Raw genomic sequence first — 24,784 nt, 5'->3', positions numbered from 1 at the left:
CGGGCGTGGCTAGCGGTGATGATGTCGGGGTGGGGGAGGAACCAGGCACCGACGACAGAACAGCCGGCCGACCGCGACGGTCACCGGGCGCGGCACGTACCGCGGAGGCCGGCGCGCCGCCGGACGACGCCCGTGGGCCGGAACCGGGCGGGGCGCCGCGCGCGGCGGAACCACCACCGCCCGTGCCGCTGCGCGGGCTGGACGGGGCCGCCGGGCTCGCCGCGCTGCGCGGCCTGCTGGACCGGCCGCTGGCCTCCTACTACCTGCTGCTGTCCTGCGCCGGCCTGCTGCTGCTGATCGGGCTGACCATGGTCTTCTCGGCGACCAGCGTGAAGGACTACGCCGAGGACGGCAACGCCTCGGCCTCGGTGACCAAGCAGGCCATCTTCGCGGTGATCGGGATCGGGGCGTTCTGGGCCTGCCAACGGTTGCCCGCCAGCACCTACCGGTCCCTGGGCCGGCCGCTGCTGTTTACCTCGGTGGCGCTGCTGCTGGTGCTCAACCTGCTGGTCGCCTACGCCCGGCTCACCGGTCAGCGGTCGGCCGGGTTCGGGCCGGTCGAGGCGCGACTGAACTGGCTGTTCGTCGGCGGGATCCAGCTGCAACCCTCCGAGTTGGCCAAGTTCGCGATGGTGCTCTGGGGCGCGCACCTGGTCGTCCGCAAGGGTGCCGCGTTGGGGTGGTGGCGCGAGCTGGCCACCCCGCTCTTCCCGGTGGTCGGTCTGCTCTTCGTCCTGGTCGGCTACAACGACACGGGCACGATGCTCTGCCTGCTGGCCCTGGTGGTGGGCCTGCTCTGGGCCGCCGGCGTCCGGATGCGGGTCTTCGGCGTGCTGACGGTGGTCGGTCTGCTCGGCGTCGGCCTGCTCATCGCGGTGGCGTCGCTGGGCGCCGGCTCCGGCGAGCGCGGCGAGGAGAACTACCGCTTCGCCCGGCTGGCCATGTTCTTCAACCCACCGGACCCGGAGACCTGCAAGCTCGACGGCTGCCTCCAGTTCTACCAGGGGCGGCTGGCCATCGAGCACGGCGGCTGGTTCGGGGTCGGGCTGGGCAAGGGCAGCCTGAAGTGGGACTGGCTGCCCGAGGCGCACAACGACTTCATCTTCGCGATCATCGCCGAGGAGTTGGGCGTGATCGGCTGCGCGGTGGTGCTCGCCCTGTTCGCGGTCCTCGCGTACACCGGGTTGCGGATCGCCCGCCGGGTCGACGACCCGTTCCGCCGGCTCGCCGCCGCCGCCGTGACCACCTGGCTGGTCAGCCAGGCCGTGATCAACATTGGTGGGGTGGTCGGGCTGCTGCCGATCACCGGCCTGCCGTTGCCGTTCATCTCCGACGGTGGAAGTGCCCTGGTGGTGACGTTGGCGGGCATCGGCATGCTGGCGTCCTTCGCCCGCGCCGAACCCGATGCGGCCAGAGCACTGCATGCCCGTCCGCCGGCCCGGTGGGTCCGACTACTCTGGGCCCCGTTGCCGCCGCTTCCCGGCCGGCGCCGCCGTCCGGCGACGCCGCCCGCTGGCCGAGGGTCCGTGCCCCGGTCCCGTGAGCGGCGCCATGACGACCAGGCCGCGCCGCGCGGGGTCCGACAGGACCGGAGCCGCAGAGGCACGGCGAGCGAGAGGAGACGCTGATGGGTCCGCTGCGTTCGGTGGTGCTCGCGGGAGGTGGCACCGGGGGGCACGTCTACCCGCTGCTCGCCTTCGCCGACTGCCTGCGCCGACACGACCCGGGCGTCCGGATCACCTGCCTCGGCACACCACGCGGCATGGAGAACGACCTGATCCCGCCGCAGGGCTACGATCTGCGGCCGATCCCGGCGTACCAGCTGCCCCGGTCGGTCAACATGAACCTGGTCCGTACCCCGGGCCGGATGTGGACCGCGGCCCGCGCCGCGGGCAAGGTGATCGACGAGGTACGCGCCGACGTCGTCGTCGGCTTCGGCGGGTACGTCTCGGTGCCGGCCTACCTGGCCGCCTGGCGCCGGGAGATGCCCATGGTGATCCACGAGGTGAACGTGCCGCCGGGTGTGGCCAACCGGCTCGGCATGAAGTTCACCAAGAACGTCGCGGTCGGTTTCCCGCACCAGCCCAGCCAGGCCGAGTCACTGCGCGACGCCACCGTCGTCGGGGTGCCGCTGCGTCGCAGCATCGCCGCGCTGGACCGGTACGCGCTGCGCAACGCTGCCCGCGCCCACTTCGGGCTCCGTCCGGACCTGCCGGTGCTCTTCGTCTCCGGTGGCTCGTCGGGCGCCCGCTCGATCAACCTGGCGGTCTCCGGGGCGGCCAAGGAACTGGCCCGCAACGGTGTGCAGGTGCTGCACGTGATGGGTGCCCGCAACGAGCCGGTGCCGATCCCCACCGACCTGCCGGTGCCGTACGTGACGCTGCCGTACCTGTCCGAGATGGAGCTGGGCTACGCCGCCGCCGACCTGATGCTGGCCCGGGGCGGCGCGATGACCGTCGCCGAGGTCGCCGCGATCGGGCTGCCGACGATCTACGTGCCGTACCCGCACAGCAACCAGGAGCAGCGGCGCAACGCCCTGCCCGTGGTGGAGGCGGGCGGCGGGCTGCTGGTCGACGACGCGGAACTCACCCCGGACTGGCTGGAGCGCACCGTCATCCCACTCATCCGCGATCCGCAGCGGTTGTCCGCGATGGGCGCTGCCGCGGCGGCGTACGGGCGACGTGACGGTGACGAGGCGCTGCGGTCCTTCGTGCTCCAGGCGGTGGCTCGATGACCGCGCAGTTCACCCCGGCCGGCACGCTCACCGCCGAGGACCTGGGCGCCGTCCACCTGATCGGTGTCGGTGGGGTGGGCATGCTCGGCGTCGCCCGGCTGCTGCTCACCCGGGGCATCCGGGTCTCCGGCAGCGATCTGCGGGAGTGGCCCTCGCTGGCGGGTCTGCGGGCGCTCGGCGGCACCATCTACCTCAGCCACGAGGCGACCAACCTCGACGGGGTCGACACGGTCGTCTACTCCTCGGCGATCCCGCAGGACCACCTGGAGCTGGTCGAGGCGCGTCGGCGCGGCCTGCGGGTGCTGCACCGCTCCGAGGCGTTGGCGGCGGCGATGACCGGCCGCCGGGCGATCGCGGTGGCCGGGACGCACGGCAAGACCACCACCACGTCGATGGTGACCATGGTGTTGCAGCAGGCCGGGGTCGACCCGTCCTTCGTGATCGGCGGTGAGATCTCCGAGGTCGGCTCGGGCGCCCACCACGGCACCGGCGAGCACTTCGTGGTCGAGGCGGACGAGAGCGACCGCTCGTTCCTGATCTACCGCCCGTACGTCTCGATCATCACCAACGTCGAGGCGGACCACCTGAACACCTACGGCGACTACGCGACGCTGGAGGCGGCGTTCGTGGAGTTCGCCCGCCTCACCGACCCGGACGGGTTCATCATCACCTGCGCCGACGACCCGGGCGGTCGGCGGCTGGCCGAGAGCCTGCGCGCCGAGGGGCGGCGGGTGTTCACCTACGGCGAGGCGGCCGACGCCGACCTGCGGTTGACCGAGATCTCCTCGTCGGCACGCGGGGTGCGCTACCTGGCCGCCATCGACGGCCGGTCGCTGGGCGAGTTCCGGCTGCCGGTGCCGGGGCGGCACATGGGGCTGAACAGCGCCTCCGCGGTGCTGGCCACGTACCTGCTCGAGTTGCCGCTGGAGGCGGCGGAGGCCGCGCTGGCGGTCTTTCCCGGGGTGCGGCGGCGCTTCGAGCGCAAGGGTGTCGCGGACGGCGTGCTGGTCTACGACGAGTACGCCTACCACCCGACGTCGATGACGCTGGCGTTGCAGACGCTGCGCGAGGTGGCCGGGGACGGGCGGTTGATCGTCGTCTTCCAGCCGTACCGGCTGTACCGCACCCGCGACAACCAGGCGGAGATCGCGGAGGCGTTGGCCATCGCCGACGAGGTGGTGCTGTTGGAGGTCTTCGGGCCGGGCGAGTTGCGCCAGCCCGGCGAGGGCTCGGCGGCACTGATCGCGGCGGTGGACCTGCCCGCCGACCGCAAGGTCTTCGTCGACTCGTGGGAGGCGGCGCCGGTCGAGGTGGCCCGTCGGGCCCGTCCGGGGGACGTCGTGGTGACCATGGGCGCCCCGCCGATCTCGCTGATGGGCGACGAACTGCTGGCCGCCCTGGGGGAGCGGGCAGCCGGCTCCGCGCCGACCGCGACCGTCGACCCGGTGGCCAGCGCCCCGGTGCTCGGTGATCCGGTGTCGGGTGGGGCCACGGCCGGCGGTGACGGGGCGGCCCTCGGTGGCACCGCCGCACCCGGCGGCACGGCTTCCACGGCCGGATGAGTCCCGGCCCGGCCCGAGGGCGGACCAGCGCCGGCGACGGCGGCGCCCCGCGTCGCGGTCCGGCCCGTCGTTGGCAGCTGGTCCGGGCCGGTCGGGACGCGGTGCCGCCCTCGACCCGCCGATTCATGGCCCGGGCCCGGCAGCGTCGCATGCGCGCCGCACTGCCCTGGGCGGTGGCCGCCGGGGTGCTCGCGCTGGCCGGGCTGGTCGCCTGGACGGTGCTCGGCACCGGGCTGTTCGGTGTGCGGGAAGTGCGCGTGGAGGGCGCCGACCTGGTGACCCCGGTGCAGGTGCACGACGCGGTCGCGGTGCCGGACGGGGTGCCGCTGGCCCGGGTGGACCTGGCCGCCGCTGCCCGTCGCGTCGGCGCGCTGGCCCCGGTGGAGCGGGCCATCGTGTCCCGGGACTGGCCCGGCACGCTCGTGGTTCGGGTGACCGAACGGACTCCGGTGGCGGCGGTGCCGCAGGGGCAGGGGTTCGCCCTGATCGACCGCGACGGGGTGGCGTTCCGGACGGTGGACCGGCGACCCGCCGAGTTGCCCCAGCTGACGGTGGCCCGACCGGCCGCCGACGACCCGGGCACCCGGGCCGGGCTGGAGGTGCTCGTCGCGCTGACCCCGCAGCTCCGCGCGGAGCTGGTGGACGTGAACGTGGCGGGGCTGGCCCGGATCACCCTGCGGCTGCGCGGGGACCGGACGGTGGTCTGGGGCGACGCGACGCGGGGCACGGACAAGGCCCGGGTGGCCACCGCGCTGCTCGACGAGGACACCGATCGGATCGACGTGAGCGCGCCGGACGTGGTGACCTTCCGTTGAGCTGGGGAGCGTGTGGCGCCGTGACCCGTTGCGCTCCGCTCGGCGACACGCCGAGCGGGTCCTTGGCTCATGGCGTGGTGGCGCTTACGTTGCCCCGAAGAGGTTCAGTGGTTGACATAACTGTAAGCCTCTAGTAGAGGGTGAGGGTTCACCCCTGATCCTCGCTGGTGACAGCTGTCGTCGGCCGCTGGTCTGGCCACGCCGTACCCGGTCGGCCGAAGCCAATCTCGAAGGAAAGGACCGGAGATGACACCTCCGCACAACTACCTGGCGGTCATCAAGGTCGTCGGCATCGGGGGCGGCGGCGTCAACGCCGTCAACCGGATGATCGAGGTTGGGCTCAAGGGCGTCGAGTTCATCGCGATCAACACCGATGCGCAGGCGCTGCTGATGAGCGACGCCGACGTGAAGCTCGACGTCGGCCGGGAGCTGACCCGTGGCCTGGGGGCCGGGGCCAACCCGGACGTCGGCAAGAACGCCGCCGAGGACCACCGCGACGAGATCGAGGAGGTGCTCAAGGGCGCCGACATGGTCTTCGTGACCTGCGGCGAGGGTGGCGGCACCGGCACCGGCGGCGCGCCCGTGGTGGCGAACATCGCCCGCAAGCTCGGCGCGTTGACCATCGGTGTGGTGACCCGCCCGTTCTCCTTCGAGGGCAAGCGGCGTCAGGTCCAGGCCGAGTCGGGGATAGACGAACTCCGCAACCAGTGCGACACGCTGATCGTGATCCCGAACGACCGGCTGCTGGCCCTGGGCGACCGCAACATCAGCATGATGGACGCGTTCCGCACGGCCGACCAGGTGCTGCTCTCCGGTGTGCAGGGCATCACCGACCTGATCACCACCCCGGGTCTGATCAACCTGGACTTCGCCGACGTCAAGAGCGTGATGAGCGGCGCCGGCAGCGCGTTGATGGGCATCGGCAGCGCCCGCGGTGAGAATCGCGCGGTCGAGGCGGCCGAGGCGGCCATCTCCAGCCCTCTGCTGGAGCAGAGCATGGACGGCGCGCGCGGCGTTCTGCTCTCCATCGCCGGTGGCTCCGACCTCGGCCTGTTCGAGATCAACGACGCCGCCCAGTTGGTCACCGACGCGGCCCACCCGGACGCCAACATCATCTTCGGTGCGGTCATCGACGACGCGCTCGGTGACGAGGTGCGGGTGACGGTCATCGCGGCGGGCTTCGACGGCGGCACGCCCGCGTACAAGGCGGCCGAGCCGACCCGCAAGACCAACACCAACCAGCCGGCGCCGCAGAGCACTCCGGTGCCGGCGCCGGCGACCAACCCGGCTCCGGCCCAGTCGCCGCGCCGCGTGCTCTTCGACGACGTGGACGTTCCCGACTTCCTCAAGAACGGGTCCTGAGCACCGCCGATGACCGACAGTTCAGCCACGGCGCGGCCGGAACGGCACGCCGAGATCGCGGCCGGCCTGGCTCAGGTGCGGTCCCGGATCGCCGACGCCTGCGCGCAGGCCGGCCGGGACCGCGCCGAGGTCACGATGATCGCGGTGACGAAGACCTACCCGGCCAGCGACGTGTTGGCGCTGGCCGGGCTCGGGGTGACCGACATGGGGGAGAACCGCGACCAGGAGGCGGCCGGTAAGGCCGCCGAGGTGGCGGCGGCCGGGGTGCGTCCCCGTTGGCACTTCATCGGTCAGTTGCAGCGCAACAAGGCCCGCTCGGTGGTCCGGTACGCCGACGTGGTGCAGTCCGTCGACAGTGTCCGGCTGGCCCGGGCGTTGGCCACCGCGGCGGCCGACCGGGAACTGCCGCTCGACGTCCTGGTCCAGGTGAGCATCGACGGCGACGCGGCCCGGGGCGGGGCGTTGCCCGGCTCGGCCGATCCGGGCGCCGGGCTGGAACCGGTGGCCGAGGCGGTGGCCGACGCGCCCGGGCTGCGTCTGGTCGGTCTGATGGCGGTCGCTCCGCTGGGTTGGGAACCGGAGCGGGCCTTCGCCCGTCTCGCCGAGGTCGCCGACGTGTTTCGAGGGGTCCACCCGGGAGCGACCGAGCTGTCCGCGGGGATGAGCGGAGATTTCGACATCGCGATCCGATATGGCGCGACACTTGTCCGCGTCGGTAGCGCGTTGCTCGGAATGCGTTCCACGCTGCGGTAGCCTGACCGCGAGACATGCAAATTACATCAGTGTTGTTTCAGAGACGGCGTCTCCTAGTCGGGGGTCGTGGCGCGCGACGCGAATCGCGCGCCGGGGGATTGCCGTCTCGGTCCGATGGGCATGGTTGTCCACTCGCGACGGGCGACATGGCACGGGGGCGCGTGCCGCACGGCGGACGGAAGGGCGCGGGATGGGTGCACTGCGCAAGGCGGGGGTCTGGCTCGGTCTGGTCGAAGAAGACGACGAGCGGGCCTACGACGACGGCGGCTACGACAAGGGTGGCTACCGCGAGTCGCGTTACCGGCAGAGCCGGTACGCCGAGGAGTTCGCCGACGAGGACGAGGACGACACCGAGGAGCCGCCTGCTCCCCGGTCAAGGGTCGGTGAGCGGGGGCGGCTCTCCGAGCGCACGAGCGGGCGGTTGAGCGAGTCCGAGCGCGGCGACGGTGAGCGTCCGGAGCGGATCGAGCGGTCCAGCGTCCGGTCGATCACCCGGTCGTCGGCTGGTGAGACCTCCGGCGCGCTGACCTACCACACCCGTGACAACCTGGCCCTCGCGCCGCAGGTCACGGCACGTGAGCGGGCGTTGCCCGAGGAGGAGCAGCGTTACCAGATCACGACGCTGCATCCGACCACCTACCGCGAGGCACGCACGATCGGTGAGCACTTCCGTGACGGTGTTCCGGTGATCATCAATCTCACCGAGATGGATGAGGCCGACGCCCGCCGTCTGGTGGACTTCGCCGCCGGTCTGGCGTTCGGCCTGCGCGGTACGATCGAGCGCGTGACCAATCGGGTGTTCCTGCTCTCACCGGCCAATGTCCAGGTCACCGCTGAGGACAAGGCCAAGATCGCTGAGGGCGGTTTTTTCAGCCTGAGTTGACCCCGCCCGACCCGAGGGACGTCGCTGACCGTGTTGTCGATCTTACTGCAAGTGCTGTACCTGATCCTTTATGTCTTCCTGCTCCTTCTCTTGTCCCGGTTCGTGTTGAGCGCCGTCCTGCAGTACGGCCGGCGCTGGCAACCGGGCCGCGGCGCATCGGCAGGATTGGAATCCGTGTGGAGCGTCACTGATCCCCCTCTCAACGCGTTGAGGCGTGTGATCCCTCCGCTGCGAATTGGTACCGTGAGCATCGACCTGGCCTCCCTTGTGCTCCTGGTTATCCTGTTCGTGCTGATGGAGTTCGTGTTAGGGCCGTCGATCAGGGCATCTGCCTGATGACCGACGCGCTTTCGCGGCCGCAACTGACCCGAGGAGTTTCGATGCCGCTGACCCCGGCCGACGTCCATAACGTCGCCTTCAAAAAGCCGCCGATCGGCAAGCGGGGGTATGACGAGGAGGAGGTCGACGCCTTCCTTGACGAGGTCGAGCGCGAGCTCGCCCGTCTCATCGAGGAGAACAACGAGCTGCGCGCCCAGGTGGAGCGCGGCGGCCGTGGCGGCGCCCCCGCAGGCCCCGGCGGCGACGCCCGACTGGCGGCGGAGCTCAACGACGTCAAGGCCCAGCTGGACCGGGTGCAGCGTGACAAGTCGGCGGCCGAGCAGGCCGCCCGCGCGATGCAGGCCGAGCTGGAGCAGGTCCGCACGACCGGCGGCCCCGCAGGGGTCACCGGTGACGGCGAGCAGCAGGCCCTGCGCGTGCTGATGATGGCCCAGCGCACCGCCGACGACCACGTGTCCGACGCTCGCCGCGAGGCCGACAGCCTGCTGTCCGAGGCTCGTAGCAAGGCCGAGGAGGTGACCCGGGAGGCGCGCGCGAAGGCTGACGCACTCGAGCGGGACGCCCGTCAGCGGCACCAGGAGGCCATGGGCGGCCTGGACGCCAAGCGCACGGCCCTGCAGAAGCACATCGAGGAGCTCAAGCAGTTCGAGCGCGAGTACCGCACCCGGCTCAAGGCGTACCTGGAGAGCCAGCTGCGGGACCTCGACGGTCGCGGCCAGGGCCTCGAGGCCGAGATGACCCGCTCCGAGGCGGGCCGGGTCGCCGGCGGCAACGGGCTGGCGGCTGCGGGCCTCGCCGGTTCATACGGCGGCGGCGGGCGCTCCGGCGCCCTCGAAGCCGGACGCTGAGCACCGGCCGGCGATCGCTCTCCGACAATGGTGACGGTCGCCGGCCCAGCCTGGGCGGTACGACGCGGCGGGGGTGAGCCGTGATAGTCGCAAGTCTCCTGCTCATCCTCGTCGCGGTGGTTCTCCTGGTGCTCGGTCTGGCCGGTGGATCCAGCTTCCTGTTGATCATCTCCATCGCGGCCAGTCTGCTGGCCGCCGTGGCGTTGGTGGTGGGCGCCCGCCAGGCAGCCACCAACCGCGCTACGGCAGATCCCGGTCGGACCAGCCGGCGACACCCCGACGCACCCCGCATGGCCAGCCAGGCCACGGGTTTCGCGTACGGGCCTCCGCTGGCCGAGCCGGAGGTGCCGGTCCAGCACGTGCCCACGACGGTCGGTACCGGCGGCACCGGGTGGCGGCAACCACCCGAGCCGCCGGTCGACCGTGAGCCGCCGTTCGGCCCCCGGGCCGAGGATGTGCCGCCGTTCGACGGTGCCGCACCGTTCGACGACGCGGCACCGTTCGTGACGCCGGCCGCCGGCGCGTCCGCTCCCGCCCGGCCCGTCAGCCCGGCGTCGCCGTTCGCGACGTCGACCGGCGGCGCTTCCCGCGACGACGCGGCGGTGCCCGACGAGCCGGCCGAGCAGCCGGTCACCCCCGCCGAGGCGGCCCGGGTGGCGCGCCTTCCGGACGTCGTCCAGGTGGTCGACGGTCGTCCCCGCTACCACCTCGCCAGTTGTCCGCACCTCGTTGGCCGGGTGCCCGAGGAGCTGCCGGTGGCCGAGGCCGTCGAGCTCGGTTTCACTCCCTGCGCGCACTGCGCGCCAGCCACCGCCCTGCTCGCCGACGCCCGGCCGATCTGAAGCGGCGCCGGTGCCCGCGCAGGAGACGCTCACCGTGGCGGTACGGGTGAAACCCGGCGCCTCCCGGGACCGGGTGGGCGGGCGCTTCGACGGTCCACACGGGCCCGCCCTGGTGATCGCGGTGCACGACCCTGCCGTCGACGGGCGGGCGACCGAGGCGGCCCGACGGGCGTTGGCCGCCGCCCTGGGCCTCCGGCGTGCCGCGGTGTCCCTGCGGGCCGGCGCGGCGAGCCGGGACAAGCTCTTCCTCATCGACCGGCCCGCGCCGGAGCTGTCCGAGCTGCTGCGCCGACTGCGCGACGGATCCGCCGAGTGAGGAACGCCCAGGCCAGGCAGCCGTGACGTCCGGGTTGGATCAACCGTGACGCCCGGGTTGGATATCGCGCTGCTGCTCGGTGCGGCCGTGCTGCTGGTCGCCGTCGGTGCGGTGCGGCTCTCCACCCGGCTCGGCGTCCCCAGCCTCCTCGTCTATCTGGCGCTGGGCGTGGCGATCGGCGAGGGCGGGCTGGGTATCCGCTTCGACGACGTCGAGCTGACCCGGGCCCTCGGCTTCTGCGCGCTGATCGTGATCATCGCGGAGGGTGGCCTCACCGCCCGGTGGACGACACTACGACCGGTGCTCGGGCTGGCCTCGGCACTCTCCACGGTCGGCGTGATCGTGAGCATCGTGGTGGTCGGTGTCGCCGTACACCTGCTGTTGGGGTTGGACTGGCGGATGGCGCTGCTCTACGGCGCGGTGCTGTCGTCCACCGACGCGGCGGCCGTCTTCGCCACCCTGCGTCGGCTGCGGCTGCCGCCCCGGCTGGTGGCCACGCTGGAGGCCGAGTCGGGCATGAACGACGCCCCGGTGGTGCTGCTGGTGGTGCTGCTGTCCCATCAGGGCTGGGCGCACCCGTGGTGGTACGAGGTCGGGCTGGTCTGCTACGAGCTGGGCATGGGCGTGGCGGTAGGGGTGGGCGCCGGTGTCGCCGGCGCCTGGGCGCTACGGCGGGCGGCGCTGCCCTCGGCCGGCCTCTACCCGATCGCCGCGGTGGGCATCACCGTGTTGGCGTACGCCGCCGGGGCGGTGCTGCACGCCTCGGGGTTCCTCGCCGTCTACGTGGCCGGGGTGCTGCTGGGAAACGCCCGGTTGTCGCACCGGCAGGCGATCCTCGGTTTCGCGGACGGGCTGGCGTGGCTCGCCCAGATCGGGCTGTTCGTGTTGCTCGGGTTGCTGGCCGCACCGGGCCGGCTGGACGCGGCGGTGCTGCCCGCGGTGGTCGCGGGACTGGCCCTGGTGCTGCTGGCCCGGCCGTTGTCGGTGGCCGTCTCGGCGCTGCCGTTCCGGGTCGGCCTCCGCGAACAGGCGTTCCTGTCCTGGGCGGGGCTGCGGGGGGCGGTGCCGATCGTGCTGGCCACCATTCCGCTCTCCGAACGGGTGCCCGGTGCGGAGCGTCTCTTCGACGTGGTCTTCGTGCTGGTAGTGATCTTCACCCTGGTGCAGGCCGGGGCGCTCGGGCCGTTCGCCCGTTGGTTGCGGGTGACCGCGCCGACCGAGGCCGCCGAGATCCATGTGGAGACCGCGCCGCTGGAGCGGATGCGCGCGGACCTGCTCCAGGTGGAGGTGCCGCCGGGCTCACGGTTGGCCGGTGTGCACGTCGACGAGCTGCGGCTTCCGCTGGGCGCATCGGTGACGCTGGTGCTGCGCGACGGGGTGGGCTTCGTGCCCGCACCGGACACCCGCCTGAAGACCGGCGACAGCCTGTTGATCGTGGCGACCGCCGGGGTGCGGGACGCCGCCGAGCGGAGGTTGCGGGCGGTCAGCCGGCGGGGCCGGCTGGCCCGGTGGTTTGGCGAGTACGGGGATGAGGTGCCTGGTTGATCTGCTAGCGTTCCCTTTGCCCCAGTTTGGCAAGGCTAGGGGCTGTTGAGTGGTGGAACGGTGCGGCACGTTGTCGGACGCCTGTACGTTCCGTATTCTTGCCAACCTCCGGAGTGCACGGCCAACGTCGCCGTGTGCCCCTTTTCGTCCATTAGGGGACGCCTTGGTCGGCGCCCCCTGACCAGGATGCCGCGAATCACGCGGCTCCCCGGCCGAGGGAGCGACCCATGGCTAAGCCAGCCGACACCAGGACCGCCAGGCGCAAGCCGGTGGCCAAGGCCACCCGGAGCACGGCGGAGACCGAGAAGATCCGGGCGGCGTTGGCGGCGCGGCGGGACGAGCTCCGCGCCGAGTACGATCAGACGCTGAGCGAGATCACCGAGCTGCAGCGCGATCGGCTGACCGACTCGGCCGGGGACGACCAGGCCGACACGGGCACCAAGACGCTCGAGCGGGAGCAGGAGATCTCTCTCGCCAACAGCATTCTGGAACGGATCACGCAGGTGGAGCGCGCTCTGGAGCGCCTCGACGAGGGTGGTTACGGCTGGTGCGAGCGGTGCGGCAACCCGATCCCGGTCGAGCGCCTCGCCGCATTCCCGTCGGCCACCCAGTGTGTGACGTGCAAGCAGCTGGAGGAACGGCGCTGAGGTCCGTTCCCCGGCGGCGATGAGACGGTGAGCGATCACCGCCGAGACTGTCGATGGGGAGCGCATGACCGCAGCACCGTCCGCCGAACCCGGCCGCACCGATCCGGGCGGCGGCACACGCCGACCTCGGGCCGTCGCGATTCTCGCCGGAGTCGCCCTGGTGGCCCTGCTGGCCGATCTGGTCACCAAGCACCTCGCGCTGGCCGCGTTGACCGACCGGGAGCCGGTCCGTCTGCTCGGCGGGTTCGTCTACCTGAGCCTGACCCGCAACAGCGGTGCCGCCTGGAGCATCGGCGCGGACCACACCTGGATCTTCCCGCTGATCACCATCGGTGTGGTCGGCTGGATCGTCTGGATGGCACTGCGACTGCGCTCACTGCCCTGGGCGATCTCCCTCGGCCTGGTGCTGGGTGGCGCGCTGGGTAACCTCGTCGACCGGATCTTCCGGGCACCCGCGCCCTTCCACGGGCACGTGGTCGACATGATCAGCCTCTTCGACGCGTACGGCCAGGTGTGGCCGGTGTTCAACCTGGCGGACAGCTCGCTGGTCTGCGGCGTGCTGCTGGCCGTGCTGTTGGAGCTGACCGGCCGCCAGCGGGACGGCCGGCGGGCCGGCCGCGACGGCGACCCGACCGAGACGGACGCCCCGCGGGGCGCCGAGCAGCAGGAGCGGGCATGACCTCCGCATTCGCCGCTGGCGGCGATCACCGTTCCCTGCCGGTGCCGGACGGCCTCGACGGCATGCGACTGGACCAGGCCGTGTCCCGTCTGTTCGGGCTCTCCCGCACCGCCGCCGCGGCCCTGGTGGATGCCGGAGACGCGCTGGTCGACGGCAGCGCACGGCCCAACTCGCACAAGGTCAAGGCCGGCTCCTGGCTGGACGTCACGCTGCCCGCCCCGGTCGCACCTCCCACCGTGGTGCCGCAGGCGGTGCCCGGGCTGCGGGTGGTCTACGCCGACGACGACATCGTGGTGGTCGACAAGCCGGTGGGAGTGGCGGCGCATCCCAGCCCCGGATGGACCGGTCCGACGGTGATCGGCGCCCTCGCCGCGATCGGGCACCGCATCTCCACCAGTGGTGCCGCCGAACGCCAGGGCGTGGTGCACAGGCTCGACGTGGGGACCACCGGGATCATGGTGGTCGCCAAGAGCGAACAGGCGTACACGGCGTTGAAACGGGCCTTCAAGTACCGCGAGGTGGACAAGGGCTACCACGCGGTGGTGCAGGGTCACCTGGACCCGCTGCGCGGGACCGTGGACGCCCCGATCGACAGGCACCCCACCCACGACTACCGCTGGGCGGTGGTGTCCGGCGGCAAGCCGAGCATCACCCACTACGACACCCTCGAGGCGTTCCCGGCGGCGAGTCTGGTCGACGTCCGGCTGGAGACCGGTCGGACCCACCAGATCCGGGTGCACTTCTCCACCCTGCGGCACCCCTGCGTGGGTGATCTCACCTATGGCGCCGACCCCACCCTCTCGGCCCGTCTCGGCCTGGCCCGACAGTGGTTGCACGCCCGCGAACTGAGCTTCTTGCACCCCCGAACGGGGGACGAGGTCCGGTTCGTCAGCGACTACCCTGACGACCTGGACCGTGCGCTCCAGATCCTGCGTGACTGAGCGGCGACCGCCCGACACCGATCCGACGAGGGGATCCCGCCCGTGCGCGCCGGCAACCTGCTGCGGCAGCTGGACCAACGGCTGCTGCCGCCGCTGACCCGGGCCGTGGCCCGGCTGGGTGACCGGTCGGCGCGGTCCGGCGTGCTCACCTGGGCCGCCGTGCTCTCCGCGGCGGCGGTCCTGGGCACCGCGGTCTGGGCTGCCGACGACACACCGGTGGGCGACCGGACGGTGGGTGAGGTGACCCGGGTCGGCGTGACCGACGGTGACTCCGTCCCCGGCTACCTGCGCTCCGCCGCTGCCGACCTGGCCGCGCTCTCCGCGTCCGACTCGTCCACGGGGAACGGCACCTACGCGCTGGTCACGCTCACCGAGTACCTGCCGCCACAGCGCCTGTCGGCGGTGCTCGGCGACGTCGGAGTCTCCACCGTCTTCGGGCGGGTGCCGCTACCCGGGCGACAGACCGAGATCGTCCGGATTCCCGCCCTGCGGGTACCGGACGACGTGGTCGCCGGGATGGAAGAGGTGGCGACCCGCAAGGACGCCGAAGCCGCCGACTACCGGGCCCGGGCCGCAGCGGTCGACGGTGACGGTCCGGACGAGCGGGAGTTGCGGGAACGCTACGTCAGCGGCGCCGAGGTGGCGACCGCCGAGGCGGCGGCGTACCGGACCGGCTGCGCCTGCGTCTACGCCGCGGTGGTGCGTGCGGCGCCGGGGGCGCTGCGCGGTGTGGCGGCCCGGCCGAACGTCCGGGCGGTCGACCCCGCCCCCGAGGTGTACCGGCTGGACCGCACGGTCTTCACACCACCGCTGCCCGAGCAGCGCGACGTGGTGCGTCCGCCGGCCGACACCGGGCCGAGCCCGGCGTCGACCCCGGACGGTCCCGTGCAGTCCACCCCACCCGCGCCCGCGCCGCTGGCGTCGATGGGCGAATCGTCGGAACCCGCACCAGTCGTCACGATTCCGTCACCCGCAGCGTCACCGGCCGGGTCGACCGAGCCACCGCCGCCGAGCATCACCACCTCCCCGGACAGCACCGGCGCCGAGTCGCCGACACCCGCGTCGTCGTGATCTGCGTCGGCTGGTGTGCGCTCTGAGGTGTGGTCCGAATAGGGTTTGGTTCGTAGCCTGTCAGACGGAGATCGATGGCGCTGGGAGGGCGGGCCGTGGAGGGCAGTGAGACCGGCTGGGGCCGGCCGGCCGAACCAGCGCCGCGGTGGCGTGCGTTGTTGGACCGCGCCCGGCTGGGCGGTCGCGGCGCGGAGCAGACCGAGCCGGACCGGCGTGCCGACGACGCGCCGCCGGACCCGCTGCCCCGGCGCGCGGCCCCCAACGGCTACGCCGGGCGGGCACCCGCCATCGGGCATCCAGCAGATTTGTCGTACGGCGCGGAGCCCGACTACCGGGCCGAGGCGACCTACCGCGTCGACCCCGCCTACCGGGCCGAGCCGGATTACCGGGCCGAGCCGGCGTACCGGTCGGAGCCGGACTACCGATCGGAGCCGGCGTACCGCGCCGAGCCGGCGTACCGCGCCGAGCCGGGTTACCGGGCTGAGCCGGACTATCGGGCCGAGCCGGCGTACCGGTCGGAGCCGAACTATCGCCCGGACCCGGGTTATCGGGCCGAGCCCGGTTACCGGGCCGAGCCGTACCGGGCTGAGCCGGACTACCGCGCGGAGCCGGCGTACCGCCCCGAGCCGGGCTATCGGGCGGACCCGGGCCATCGGGTCGAGCCGACGTACCGGACCGAGCCCGAGCCGCCGCCGGCCGTCCCGGACCCAGGTCAGTCGCGGTACGCGTTGCTGGACAACGGCTACCGACCGGGCGAGCCGCCGGTGGAGTCGCGATACGCCCTGCTGGAGACCGGCTACCAGCCGGAGACCGGTTATCCGGTCGCCGCGCCGCCGCCTCCTCCGCCGGTCGTAGCGCCACCCGTCGCGCCGGCCGCACCGCCACCGGTCGCACCCCCGCCGGTCGCCCCGCCGGCCCCGTCGGTCGGCTCGGCGGTCGTCGAACGCGCCTACCCGGCCCGGATCGAGTGGCGCCCGCAGGGCGTCGACCAGGAGCAGGAACGGGCCAACGGGGTGCTCCGGCGGGATCTGGGCACCCCCCGGGTGTTCGCCTTCGCCAACCCCAAGGGCGGAGTGCACAAGACCACCGCCACCGTGCTCGCCGCGGCCACCGTCGGCAGCGTGCGCGGGCAGGGCGTGCTGGCCTGGGACGACAACGAACTGCGCGGCACCCTCGGGCTGCGCGCCGGCAGCGCCCGGCACGCCCGGACGATCCGGCACCTGGTCAGCGACCTGGCCCAGATCGAGATCCTCGAGGGCGAGACGCTGCTGGGTCGGCTCGACGACTACCTGCGGCACGCCTCCGACGGCTCGTACGACGTGCTGGCCGGCGAGGAGAGCCCGCGCTTCGCCCAGCGACTGGACCAGTTCACCGTCCGGCGTGTGCTCGAGTTGCTGCGGCGCACCCACGACGTGGTCTGCGTCGACACCGGCAACAACGTGGAGAGCCCCAACTGGCGCACCGTGATGCAGGCCGCCGACCAGCTGGTGGTGACCACGGTGCCCCGGGAGGACGCGGCGTTCAGCGCGGACTGGATGCTCGACCTGCTGCACGAGGAGGGCATGGGCGAGTTGGCGGACAACGCCATCACCCTCATCTCCTGCCCGACCCCGGGTCGCTCGCCCCTGCAGGACGACCTGGAGCGGCACTTCGCCACCCGTACCCGTGCGGTGGCCGTGGTGCCATACGACCCGGCGCTGGAGACGGGGGCGTCGATCGAGTACCACCAGCTCCAGCCGGAGACCCGGCAGGCGTGGTTGCGGGCGGCGGCGATGATGGTGGAGCCGTTCGCCCGGTGAGCTGGTCTGCCGCCACCGGAGCCCCAGCCTTCCACCGGGCCTGAGAGGATCATCGGGTGAGCCCGGACAACCCCGACCCTACGCGGCCCGTCGACGAGCCCGTCCGACCCGCGCCGCCCCGCACACCAGGCGCGACCTCGCCGGAGGCTGAGCGGTGGACGGGAACACCGCCGGAGGCTGAGCGGTCGCCCGGTTCGCCGGACGCCGGTTCGCCGGCGGATGCCGCGTTGTCGCCGGACGCCGGTTCGCCACCGGAGGCCGGGTTGTCGCCGGAGGCCGGATCGCCGCCGGAGGCCCACCCCGTGACACCGCAGCATGGGTTCGGTCCGGGCGACGTTCCTGCCTCGGCGGCGTACCAGAGCTCGTTGGAGCTGAGCTTCGACGAGCCGCGTCGCCCGCTGCGCACCGTGGTGACGGTGCTGGTCAGCGTGCTCGCACTGGCTGTCCTGGGTGTGCCGTTCGGGCTGCTCTGGGCCGCGCTCGCGCCGGACACGCCGGTGCTCAAGACCGCCGAGGGGGCGATCTACGCCGACCCGCAACCGGAGCAGCCGATCGCCGCCGACGGATGGTTCAGTCTCCTCGGGCTGGCCTTCGGGTTGCTGGTGGCGCTCGCCCTGTGGTTCGTGCTGCGACGTCGGCGTGGCCCGGTCGGTCTGCTCGCCGCGGTCCTCGGCGCGTTGGCCGCCGCGCCGGTGGCCTGGCAGGTGGGGCGGCGGGTCGGCCTGGGCACCTTCGACCGGTTGCTGGCCACCGCCCCGGCCGGGCAGGCCTTCACCAAACCCGCCGACCTGCGGGCCGGCGGGGTCGACTGGCTGCTCGGTGTCCTGCCGGTGCCGCACGGCAACCTGCTGTTGCCGGCGTTCGGCGCCGCGATCACGTACACCCTGCTGGCCGGCTGGTCGCGGTGGCCCGGCCTGCGCCCGGAGCCCGAGCCGGCCGGGCTCAGTTGGGTGTCGGCGGGGACGCCAGTTCCGCCAACGGCACCGGAACCGCCCGCACCTGACGCAGCAGAGCCGCCTCGCGGTTGAGCAGCCGCAGCTCGGCGCGGAGCCGCGCGGCGGTGTCGTCGATGGCCAGCAGGCGCTGCCGGTCGTCGACCGTGAGCGCCGCGGTCGCCGCCACCAGGTGGGACAGGACCGTCGGATCCTCCGGCAGTTGCTCGGAGATCTCCTCCGGGTCGGAGCGGATCAACCCCAGGTACTGCCGGAACACCGCGATCACCCGGGCGGCCAGCAGATCGGCCACCTCGTCCGGCCCGGCCGGGTCGGGCAGCCACTCGACGTCCGCGGTCAGGTAGGGAGCCGCGTTGTCGTCGACCTCGGCGATCCGGAACCGGCGCCGGCCGACCGTGACGATGTCGAAGCCGCCATCGGCCAGCTCGGTCACCTGGCGCAGCTCAGCGGTGCAGCCCACCTCGTGCAGGGTGACCTCGCCGACGCCCGCCGTCGCGCGGGCGCCGGGACCGGCGGGCGCGACCTCCCAACCAGCCTGGATGGCCACCACGCCGAACTCGCGCGGAGCACCCTCGGGCAGGTCGACGAGGTGTCGGACCAGCGCCCGGTAGCGCTCCTCGAAGATGTGCAGCGGCAGCACCAACCCGGGAAAGAGCACCGTTGCGAGCGGAAACACCGGCAGCCGTGCGGTCACATGGTCGAGCCTAACCAATCTCGCCCCGGTGAGCGTGGCCCGGCTCACCGTCCCGGCGTACGGGCGACTCGGGTGCACCGCGGGCCGGCAGCCTAGACTCGCAAGGGTGCTGAACCGGATCGACCTGCGCAACGGTCTCGGAGACCCGCGCCGCCTGCTGCCCCGTGCCCAGCTCGACGTGTCGGTTGCCGTCGAGCGGATCCGACCGCTGGTGGAGGCGGTCCGCGAGCATGGTTACCCCGCGATCCGGGAGGCCAGCGAGCGGTTCGACGGCATCTCCCCGGAGGTGCTGCGGGTGCCGGTCGAGGCGATCACCGAGGCCGAGGGGGTGCTCGACCCGAGCGTCCGCGCCGCGCTGCTGGAGTCGATCAGCCGGGCCCGTCGGGTGCACGCCGACCAGCGGCGCACCGACCACACCACGCAGGTGGTGCCCGGCGGCACGGTCACCGAGCGGTGGCTGCCGGTCGACCGGGTCGGCCTCTACGTGCCCGGCGGCCTGGCGATGTACCCGTCGACGGTGGTGATGAACGTCGTTCCCGCACAGGCGGCCGGCGTGCGTTCGCTGGTGGTGGTCAGCCCGCCCCAGAAGGACAACGGCGGCCTGCCCGACGCCCGGGTTCTCGCCGCGTGCGCGCTGCTCGGTGTCGACGAGGTGTACGCCGTGGGCGGGGCCCAGGCGGTGGCGATGCTGGCGTACGGCGCGGAGGTCGACCCGTTGGGCGAGCTGCGGTGCGACCCGGTCGACCTGATCACCGGCCCGGGCAACATCTGGGTGACCGCCGCCAAGCGGCTGCTGCGGGGCGTGGTAGGCATCGACGCCGAGGCCGGGCCGACCGAGATCGCCATCCTGGCCGACGACACGGCCGACCCGGCGCACGTGGCCGCCGACCTGATCAGTCAGGCCGAGCACGACCCGCTGGCCGCGAGCGTGCTGGTCACCCCGTCGTCGGCGTTGGTCGAGTCGGTCGAGCGGGAGCTGGCCCGGCAGGTGCCGGCGACCAAGCACACCGAGCGGGTGACCACGGCGCTGACCGGCGAGCAGAGCGGTGTGGTGCTGGTCGACGATCTGGAGGCGGGGCTGCGGGTGGTCGACGCGTACGCGGCCGAGCACCTGGAGATCCAGACGGTCGACGCCCGGGAGTGGGCGCTTCGGGTGCGCAACGCCGGGGCGATCTTCGTGGGCGCCTGGTCGCCGGTGTCGCTCGGCGACTACTGCGCCGGGTCCAACCACGTGCTGCCCACCGGCGGCTGCGCCCGGCACTCCTCCGGGCTGTCGGTGCAGTCGTTCCTGCGCGGCGTGCACCTGATCGAGTACACCGAGGCGGCGCTGCGTGACGTGGCCCCGCACGTGGTCACCCTGGCGAACGTGGAGGACCTGCCCGCGCACGGCCAGGCGGTGCAGGTTCGCCTCCCGGGAGGAGGGCCGGCGTGACCAGCCTGGACGATCTGCCGATCCGCGACGACCTGCGCGGGCTGTCGCCGTACGGGGCGCCGCAGCTGGACGTGCCGGTGCGGCTCAACACCAACGAGAACTCCTACCCGGTGCCGGAGCCGGTGGTCGAGGCGATCGGCAAGGCGCTCGCGGCCGAACTGCGTGACTTGAACCGCTATCCGGACCGGGACGCGGTGGCGCTCCGCGCCGACCTGGCCGAATATCTCGGGCACGGCCTCACCGTCGAGCAGGTGTGGGCGGCGAACGGCTCCAACGAGATCCAGCAGCAGTTGCTCCAGGCCTTCGGTGGGCCGGGGCGTAGCGCTCTCGGCTTCGTCCCGGCGTACTCGATGCATCCGCTGCTGGCGCTCGGCACCGGCACCCGGTGGGTGCCCGCCGAACGTGGCGTCGACTTCGGGTTGACTGTCGAGGAGGCGGTCGCCCAGGTCCGCGAGCACCAACCGGACGTGGTCTTCCTCTGCTCGCCGAACAACCCGACCGGCACGGCACTGGACCCTGCGGTGATCGCCGCGGTGCTCGACGTCGCGCCGGGCATGGTGGTGGTCGACGAGGCGTACGCCGAGTTCGCCCGCACCGGGACGGTCAGCGCCCTAGCGGTGCTGCCTGGCCACCCGCGGCTGGTGGTCAGCCGCACGATGAGCAAGGCGTTCGGCTTCGCCGGCGGGCGGCTGGGTTACCTGGCCGCCGACCCGGCGGTGGTGCAGGCCGTGCAGCTCGTCCGACTGCCGTACCATCTCTCCACGCTCACCCAGGCCGCCGCACGTGCGGCGGTGACCCACCGCGAGGCCCTTCTCGGTACGGTGAGCGCGGTCATGGCGCAACGGGACCGGATCGTGGCGACGCTGCGCGAACGCGGGTTGCGGGTCGCCGACAGCGACGCCAACTTCGTGCTCTTCGAGGTGGGCGGCGACCAGGCCATCGTGTGGAAGGCTCTGCTGGCCCAGGGCGTGTTGGTCCGGGACGTCGGTCTGCCCGGCTGGCTGCGGGTGACCGCCGGCACCGCCGCCGAGACCGACGCCTTCCTTTCTGCAATGGAGACTTCTCAATGAGCCGGACCGCCCGGGTGGAGCGGATCACCAAGGAGACCAAGGTCCTCGTCGAGATCGACCTCGACGGCACCGGCGCCGTCGAGATCAGCACCGGCGTGGGCTTCTACGACCACATGCTGCACCAGATCGCCCGGCACGGCGGCTTCGACCTGACCGTGCGCACCGTCGGTGACCTGGAGATCGACGCGCACCACACCATCGAGGACACCGCGCTCGCCCTGGGCGCCGCGTTCGACCAGGCGCTGGGCGACAAGGCCGGCATCCGACGGTACGGTTCGGCGACCGTGCCGATGGACGAGGTGCTGGTTCGGGCCGCGGTGGATCTGTCCGGTCGGCCGTACGTGGTGCATGACGAGCCGGTGCTGGCCCCGTACATCGGGCCGGTGTACGCGACGAGCATGACCCGGCACATCTGGGAGTCCTTCGGGCAGGCGGCCCGGGTCACGCTGCACGTCGACGTGCTGCGGGCGGCCCGGCCGGGCGGTCACCCGGACGCGCACCACGTGGTGGAGGCGCAGTTCAAGGCGGTCTCCCGGGCGTTGCGCGAGGCCACCGCGATCGACCCACGCGCGGCCGGCGCGATCCCGAGCACGAAGGGTGCCCTCTGATGAGCGCGAGGAGTGCAGCGGAGCGGAGCCCCGCAGTCGCGAAGGGGAGGCGGCTCTGATGAGCGCCGCGTTGCCGACGTTGTTGTTGATCCTGGCCGGGGTTCTGGTGGGCGGCGCGTGGTCGTTGTACCGCCAGGGCGCGTCGAAGGGCGCGGTGGGCGTCACCGCGTTGCTCGCGGTGCTCGCCACGGTCGGCGGGGTGCTGTGGCTCCTACCGGGGCAGGACGCGTGAGCGCCGTGGTGGTGCTCGACTACGGCTCGGGCAACCTGCGTTCGGCGGAGCGGGCGCTGGCGGCCGCCGGCGCGGACGTGCGGGTGACCGACGACCTGTCCGCCGCGGCCGCCGCCGATGGTCTGGTGGTGCCGGGGGTGGGCGCGTACGCGGCGTGCATGGCCGGGATCGAGGCGTTGGGCGCCGGCCCGGTGATCGCCGAGCGGGTGGCGGCGGGTCGACCGGTGCTGGGGATCTGCGTGGGCATGCAGGTGCTCTTCGAGTACGGCGAGGAGCACGGCGTCGTGAGCAAGGGGCTCGGTCTGCTGCCCGGTGGGGTGACCCGGTTGGCCGCCACCCGGTTGCCGCACATGGGCTGGAACACGGTCCGGGCGCCAGCGGAGTCGGTGCTCTTCGCCGGGTTGTCGGAGCAGAGCCGGTTCTACTTCGTCCACTCGTACGCGATGGGGGATCCGGCGGCGCTGGCTGCTGCCGGTGCCACGGTGACCACCGCTCACCACGACGTCGATTTCGTCGCCGCGGTGGAGCGCGGTCCGCTCTCGGCGGCCCAGTTCCATCCGGAGAAGTCCGCCGACACCGGTGCCGCGCTGCTGCGCAACTGGCTCGCCACGCTGCCCAGCGGTGGTTGAGCGTCGTCGCCCGGTGCCCGGCGCGGGGGCGTCGCGGTGAGCCGGGAACGGGCCCGTCGGCGGGCGGAGCGGGAGGCGGAGCAGGCCCGGGAGAAGGCGGTCCGGCAGCGGCAGGTGGCCCGCCGGCAGCGTCGTCGCGCGGTGGTCCGCCGGTTGACGCCGCAGGTGCGGCGGGGCCGTTCGGGTCGGCTGGCCCGGCACAGCCGGGGTGAGCGGGCGGCGATCGTGCTACTCACCGGCGCGGCGCTGATTCTGATCTGGACGTTCGTCGACAATCTGGCGCTGCGTATCGCGTTGATCGTGCTCTTGCTGCTCGTACTGCCGGCGATCGTCGTGATCGCCCTGGACCGTCGTACCTGATCGAGGAGAAGACGTTGAGCCTGACCCTGTTACCCGCCGTGGATGTCGCCGACGGCCGGGCCGTCCGGCTCGTGCAGGGCGCCCTCGGAAGCGAGAGCATCTACGGTGATCCGTTGGACGCGGCGTTGGCCTGGCAGCAGGACGGCGCGGAGTGGATCCACCTGGTCGACCTGGACGCGGCGTTCGGGCGGGGCACCAACGCGCACCTGCTCGCCGAGGTGGTGCGCCAGTTGGACGTGAAGGTGGAGCTGTCCGGTGGCATCCGCGACGACGAGTCGCTGCGTGCGGCGCTGGGCACCGGGGCGGCCCGGGTGAACATCGGCACCGCCGCCCTGGAGGATCCGGTCTGGTGTGACCGGGTGGTCGGGGAGTACGGCGACCGGGTGGCCATCGGGTTGGACGTGCGGGGCCAGACCCTGTCCGCGCGTGGTTGGACCCGGGACGGCGGTGACCTGTACGAGGTGCTGGAGCGGTTGGACAAGGCGGGCGCGAGTCGGTACGTGGTCACCGACATCACCAAGGACGGCACGATGCGCGGGCCGAACCTGGACCTGCTGCGTGAGGTGTGTGCTCGTACCGACCGGCCGGTGATCGCCTCCGGTGGGGTGTCCACGCTGGACGACCTGCGGGCGTTGGCGACCCTGGAGCCGGTCGGGGTGGAGGGCGTGATCGCCGGTAAGGCGCTCTACGCGGGCGCCTTCACGGTGGCCGAGGCGCTGCGGACCCTGGCCGAGGCGTGACGGCCACCCGGCTGGGGTCTGGCGGGCCGTGGGAGCAGCGCTACGGCTATTCCCGGGTGGTCCGGGCCGGTGACCGGGCCTGGACGGCTGGCTGCACGGCGACCGTGGACGGGCAGGTGGTGCACGTCGGCGACGCCGCAGCGCAGACCGCGCAGGCGCTGCGGATCGGGTTGGACGCGTTGGCCGAGGTCGGTGCGGAGCCGGGTGACGTGGTCCGGACCAGGATGTACGTGACCGACCGGCTGCACGCCGACGAGGTGGGCAGGGCGCACAACGCGGTCTTCGGGGCGGTCCGGCCGGCGGCGACCCTGGTGGTGGTGGCCGCTCTGCTGGACCCGGAGCACCTGGTCGAGGTGGAGTTGGAGGCGTACCTCGGCGATCGCTGAGGTACGCCCGGCCGGCTCGTGGCCCGAGCCGTGGCCTGCCCACCTCGGCCCGATAGATTGTGCACAACTTAATTGTGGGCTATGGTTCAACGGTGACCGATGACCTGGTGCTGCGCCGGCAGGTGTGCTTCGCGCTCTACACCGCGTCGCGCGCGCTGACCGACGTCTACCGGCCGATCCTCGACGAGTTCGGGCTGACCTACCCGCAGTATCTGGTGCTGCTGGTGCTCTGGGAGCGTCCCGACGACGCCCGCACGGTGTCCGAGTTGGGCACCGAGCTGCGACTGGACTCCGGCACTCTCTCCCCGCTGCTCAAGCGGCTGGAAGGGGCGGGGCTGGTGGCCCGACGACGGTCGGCCCACGACGAGCGGCGGGTCGAGGTGGGCCTCACCGAGCAGGGCCGGGCCCTGCGCCAACAGGTCGACCACGTCCCGATGTGCGTCGCCCAGGCCACCGGGCTGGGCGTCACCGAGCTGGTGGCGCTGCGCGACACCCTCACCCAGGTCACCGACACCATCCACCGACAGAAGGAGCAGTGACCATC

28 protein-coding genes are annotated in these 24,784 nt (G+C 72.7%); 27 read left to right on the top strand and 1 reads right to left on the bottom strand.

From position 1 onward, the window contains the following. The first annotated feature begins 182 nt into the window (after positions 1-182). The 18 genes from ABGB10_RS02995 (at position 183) to ABGB10_RS02910 (ending at position 18,164) form a co-directional block, all read left to right on the top strand. Positions 183-1,628, top strand: a complete 1,446-nt coding sequence (locus ABGB10_RS02995; RefSeq protein WP_347659682.1) for a putative peptidoglycan glycosyltransferase FtsW — start codon at positions 183-185, stop codon at positions 1,626-1,628. Next, positions 1,628-2,734 carry an undecaprenyldiphospho-muramoylpentapeptide beta-N-acetylglucosaminyltransferase gene (murG, locus tag ABGB10_RS02990; RefSeq protein ID WP_347659284.1) on the top strand — a complete coding sequence of 369 codons (1,107 nt, stop codon included), beginning with the start codon at positions 1,628-1,630 and terminating at the stop codon, positions 2,732-2,734. The genes ABGB10_RS02995 and murG overlap by 1 nt, the downstream gene beginning before the upstream one ends. Further along, positions 2,731-4,296, top strand: a complete 1,566-nt coding sequence (gene murC, locus ABGB10_RS02985; RefSeq protein ID WP_347659283.1) for a UDP-N-acetylmuramate--L-alanine ligase — start codon at positions 2,731-2,733, stop codon at positions 4,294-4,296. Before murG ends, murC begins: the two co-directional genes overlap by 4 nt. Then, the gene (locus tag ABGB10_RS02980; protein WP_347659282.1) at positions 4,293-5,111 is read left to right on the top strand and encodes an FtsQ-type POTRA domain-containing protein; all 819 of its coding nucleotides are present in this window, start codon (positions 4,293-4,295) and stop codon (positions 5,109-5,111) included. Before murC ends, ABGB10_RS02980 begins: the two co-directional genes overlap by 4 nt. Before the next feature lie 246 nt (positions 5,112-5,357). Further along, positions 5,358-6,473, top strand: a complete 1,116-nt coding sequence (gene ftsZ / locus ABGB10_RS02975; protein ID WP_088988414.1) for a cell division protein FtsZ — start codon at positions 5,358-5,360, stop codon at positions 6,471-6,473. A gap of 9 nt (positions 6,474-6,482) precedes the next feature. Further along, entirely contained in the window at positions 6,483-7,226 is a 744-nt protein-coding gene (locus tag ABGB10_RS02970; protein WP_347659281.1) for a YggS family pyridoxal phosphate-dependent enzyme, read from the top strand. Positions 7,227-7,416: 190 nt separating this feature from the next. After that, on the top strand, positions 7,417-8,109 hold the full coding sequence (sepF, locus tag ABGB10_RS02965; RefSeq protein ID WP_347659280.1) for a cell division protein SepF: 693 nt from the start codon (positions 7,417-7,419) through the stop codon (positions 8,107-8,109). Between the two features lie 30 nt (positions 8,110-8,139). Then, positions 8,140-8,445: a YggT family protein gene (locus ABGB10_RS02960; protein WP_030334503.1), complete on the top strand. Its 306-nt coding sequence runs from the start codon at positions 8,140-8,142 to the stop codon at positions 8,443-8,445. Positions 8,446-8,489: 44 nt separating this feature from the next. Next, a complete protein-coding gene (locus ABGB10_RS02955; protein WP_088988417.1) occupies positions 8,490-9,296 on the top strand; it encodes a DivIVA domain-containing protein in 807 nt (268 codons plus the stop codon). 80 nt (positions 9,297-9,376) lie between these two features. Then, on the top strand, positions 9,377-10,138 hold the full coding sequence (locus ABGB10_RS02950; RefSeq protein ID WP_347659279.1) for a hypothetical protein: 762 nt from the start codon (positions 9,377-9,379) through the stop codon (positions 10,136-10,138). Between the two features lie 10 nt (positions 10,139-10,148). Then, the gene (locus ABGB10_RS02945; protein ID WP_347659278.1) at positions 10,149-10,454 is read left to right on the top strand and encodes a DUF167 domain-containing protein; all 306 of its coding nucleotides are present in this window, start codon (positions 10,149-10,151) and stop codon (positions 10,452-10,454) included. A gap of 45 nt (positions 10,455-10,499) precedes the next feature. Further along, a complete protein-coding gene (locus tag ABGB10_RS02940) occupies positions 10,500-11,999 on the top strand; it encodes a potassium/proton antiporter (RefSeq protein ID WP_347659277.1) in 1,500 nt (499 codons plus the stop codon). Positions 12,000-12,226: 227 nt separating this feature from the next. After that, positions 12,227-12,646, top strand: a complete 420-nt coding sequence (locus tag ABGB10_RS02935; RefSeq protein WP_278140774.1) for a TraR/DksA C4-type zinc finger protein — start codon at positions 12,227-12,229, stop codon at positions 12,644-12,646. A gap of 64 nt (positions 12,647-12,710) precedes the next feature. Next, entirely contained in the window at positions 12,711-13,325 is a 615-nt protein-coding gene (gene lspA / locus ABGB10_RS02930; protein ID WP_347659276.1) for a signal peptidase II, read from the top strand. Continuing rightward, entirely contained in the window at positions 13,322-14,266 is a 945-nt protein-coding gene (locus ABGB10_RS02925; protein ID WP_091407730.1) for an RluA family pseudouridine synthase, read from the top strand. The genes lspA and ABGB10_RS02925 overlap by 4 nt, the downstream gene beginning before the upstream one ends. Before the next feature lie 42 nt (positions 14,267-14,308). Further along, on the top strand, positions 14,309-15,337 hold the full coding sequence (locus ABGB10_RS02920) for a hypothetical protein (protein WP_347659275.1): 1,029 nt from the start codon (positions 14,309-14,311) through the stop codon (positions 15,335-15,337). A 74-nt stretch (positions 15,338-15,411) separates the two neighbouring features. Beyond that, positions 15,412-17,136: an ATPase gene (locus ABGB10_RS02915; protein WP_347659274.1), complete on the top strand. Its 1,725-nt coding sequence runs from the start codon at positions 15,412-15,414 to the stop codon at positions 17,134-17,136. 302 nt (positions 17,137-17,438) lie between these two features. Then, positions 17,439-18,164, top strand: a complete 726-nt coding sequence (locus ABGB10_RS02910; protein ID WP_347659273.1) for a DUF2567 domain-containing protein — start codon at positions 17,439-17,441, stop codon at positions 18,162-18,164. Here ABGB10_RS02910 and ABGB10_RS02905 read toward each other — a convergent pair. Then, positions 18,079-18,783 (bottom strand): LON peptidase substrate-binding domain-containing protein, encoded by a 705-nt coding sequence (locus tag ABGB10_RS02905; RefSeq protein WP_347659272.1) that lies wholly within the window; start codon positions 18,781-18,783, stop codon positions 18,079-18,081. The two genes, ABGB10_RS02910 and ABGB10_RS02905, sit on opposite strands and share 86 nt — an antisense overlap. 106 nt (positions 18,784-18,889) lie before the next feature. Here ABGB10_RS02905 and hisD point away from each other — a divergent pair, with 106 nt between their 5' ends. The 9 genes from hisD to ABGB10_RS02860 all read left to right on the top strand — a co-directional run bounded on the left by hisD (position 18,890) and on the right by ABGB10_RS02860 (position 24,779). Then, on the top strand, positions 18,890-20,215 hold the full coding sequence (gene hisD, locus ABGB10_RS02900) for a histidinol dehydrogenase (protein WP_347659271.1): 1,326 nt from the start codon (positions 18,890-18,892) through the stop codon (positions 20,213-20,215). Beyond that, positions 20,212-21,285, top strand: a complete 1,074-nt coding sequence (locus ABGB10_RS02895) for a histidinol-phosphate transaminase (RefSeq protein ID WP_347659270.1) — start codon at positions 20,212-20,214, stop codon at positions 21,283-21,285. The genes hisD and ABGB10_RS02895 overlap by 4 nt, the downstream gene beginning before the upstream one ends. Then, positions 21,282-21,893, top strand: a complete 612-nt coding sequence (gene hisB / locus ABGB10_RS02890; RefSeq protein ID WP_347659269.1) for an imidazoleglycerol-phosphate dehydratase HisB — start codon at positions 21,282-21,284, stop codon at positions 21,891-21,893. The genes ABGB10_RS02895 and hisB overlap by 4 nt, the downstream gene beginning before the upstream one ends. Positions 21,894-21,951: 58 nt before the next feature. Next, positions 21,952-22,125 carry a hypothetical protein gene (locus ABGB10_RS02885; protein ID WP_347659268.1) on the top strand — a complete coding sequence of 58 codons (174 nt, stop codon included), beginning with the start codon at positions 21,952-21,954 and terminating at the stop codon, positions 22,123-22,125. Then, the gene (gene hisH, locus ABGB10_RS02880) at positions 22,122-22,754 is read left to right on the top strand and encodes an imidazole glycerol phosphate synthase subunit HisH (RefSeq protein WP_347659267.1); all 633 of its coding nucleotides are present in this window, start codon (positions 22,122-22,124) and stop codon (positions 22,752-22,754) included. The genes ABGB10_RS02885 and hisH overlap by 4 nt, the downstream gene beginning before the upstream one ends. Before the next feature lie 36 nt (positions 22,755-22,790). Further along, positions 22,791-23,114, top strand: coding sequence for a hypothetical protein (locus tag ABGB10_RS02875; RefSeq protein ID WP_347659266.1), 324 nt, complete (start codon positions 22,791-22,793; stop codon positions 23,112-23,114). A 14-nt stretch (positions 23,115-23,128) separates the two neighbouring features. Further along, the gene (gene priA, locus ABGB10_RS02870) at positions 23,129-23,854 is read left to right on the top strand and encodes a bifunctional 1-(5-phosphoribosyl)-5-((5-phosphoribosylamino)methylideneamino)imidazole-4-carboxamide isomerase/phosphoribosylanthranilate isomerase PriA (protein WP_278140763.1); all 726 of its coding nucleotides are present in this window, start codon (positions 23,129-23,131) and stop codon (positions 23,852-23,854) included. Next, on the top strand, positions 23,851-24,240 hold the full coding sequence (locus ABGB10_RS02865) for a RidA family protein (RefSeq protein WP_347659265.1): 390 nt from the start codon (positions 23,851-23,853) through the stop codon (positions 24,238-24,240). The genes priA and ABGB10_RS02865 overlap by 4 nt, the downstream gene beginning before the upstream one ends. 92 nt (positions 24,241-24,332) lie before the next feature. Next, on the top strand, positions 24,333-24,779 hold the full coding sequence (locus ABGB10_RS02860) for a MarR family transcriptional regulator (protein WP_347659264.1): 447 nt from the start codon (positions 24,333-24,335) through the stop codon (positions 24,777-24,779). The last annotated feature ends 5 nt before the right edge of the window (positions 24,780-24,784 follow it).

This window comes from Micromonospora sp. B9E7, from assembly GCF_039871815.1.
Lineage (GTDB): Bacteria > Actinomycetota > Actinomycetes > Mycobacteriales > Micromonosporaceae > Micromonospora.
Note: the sequence above shows the minus strand (reverse complement) of the source record. Positions and strands in the feature narration are given on the sequence as shown.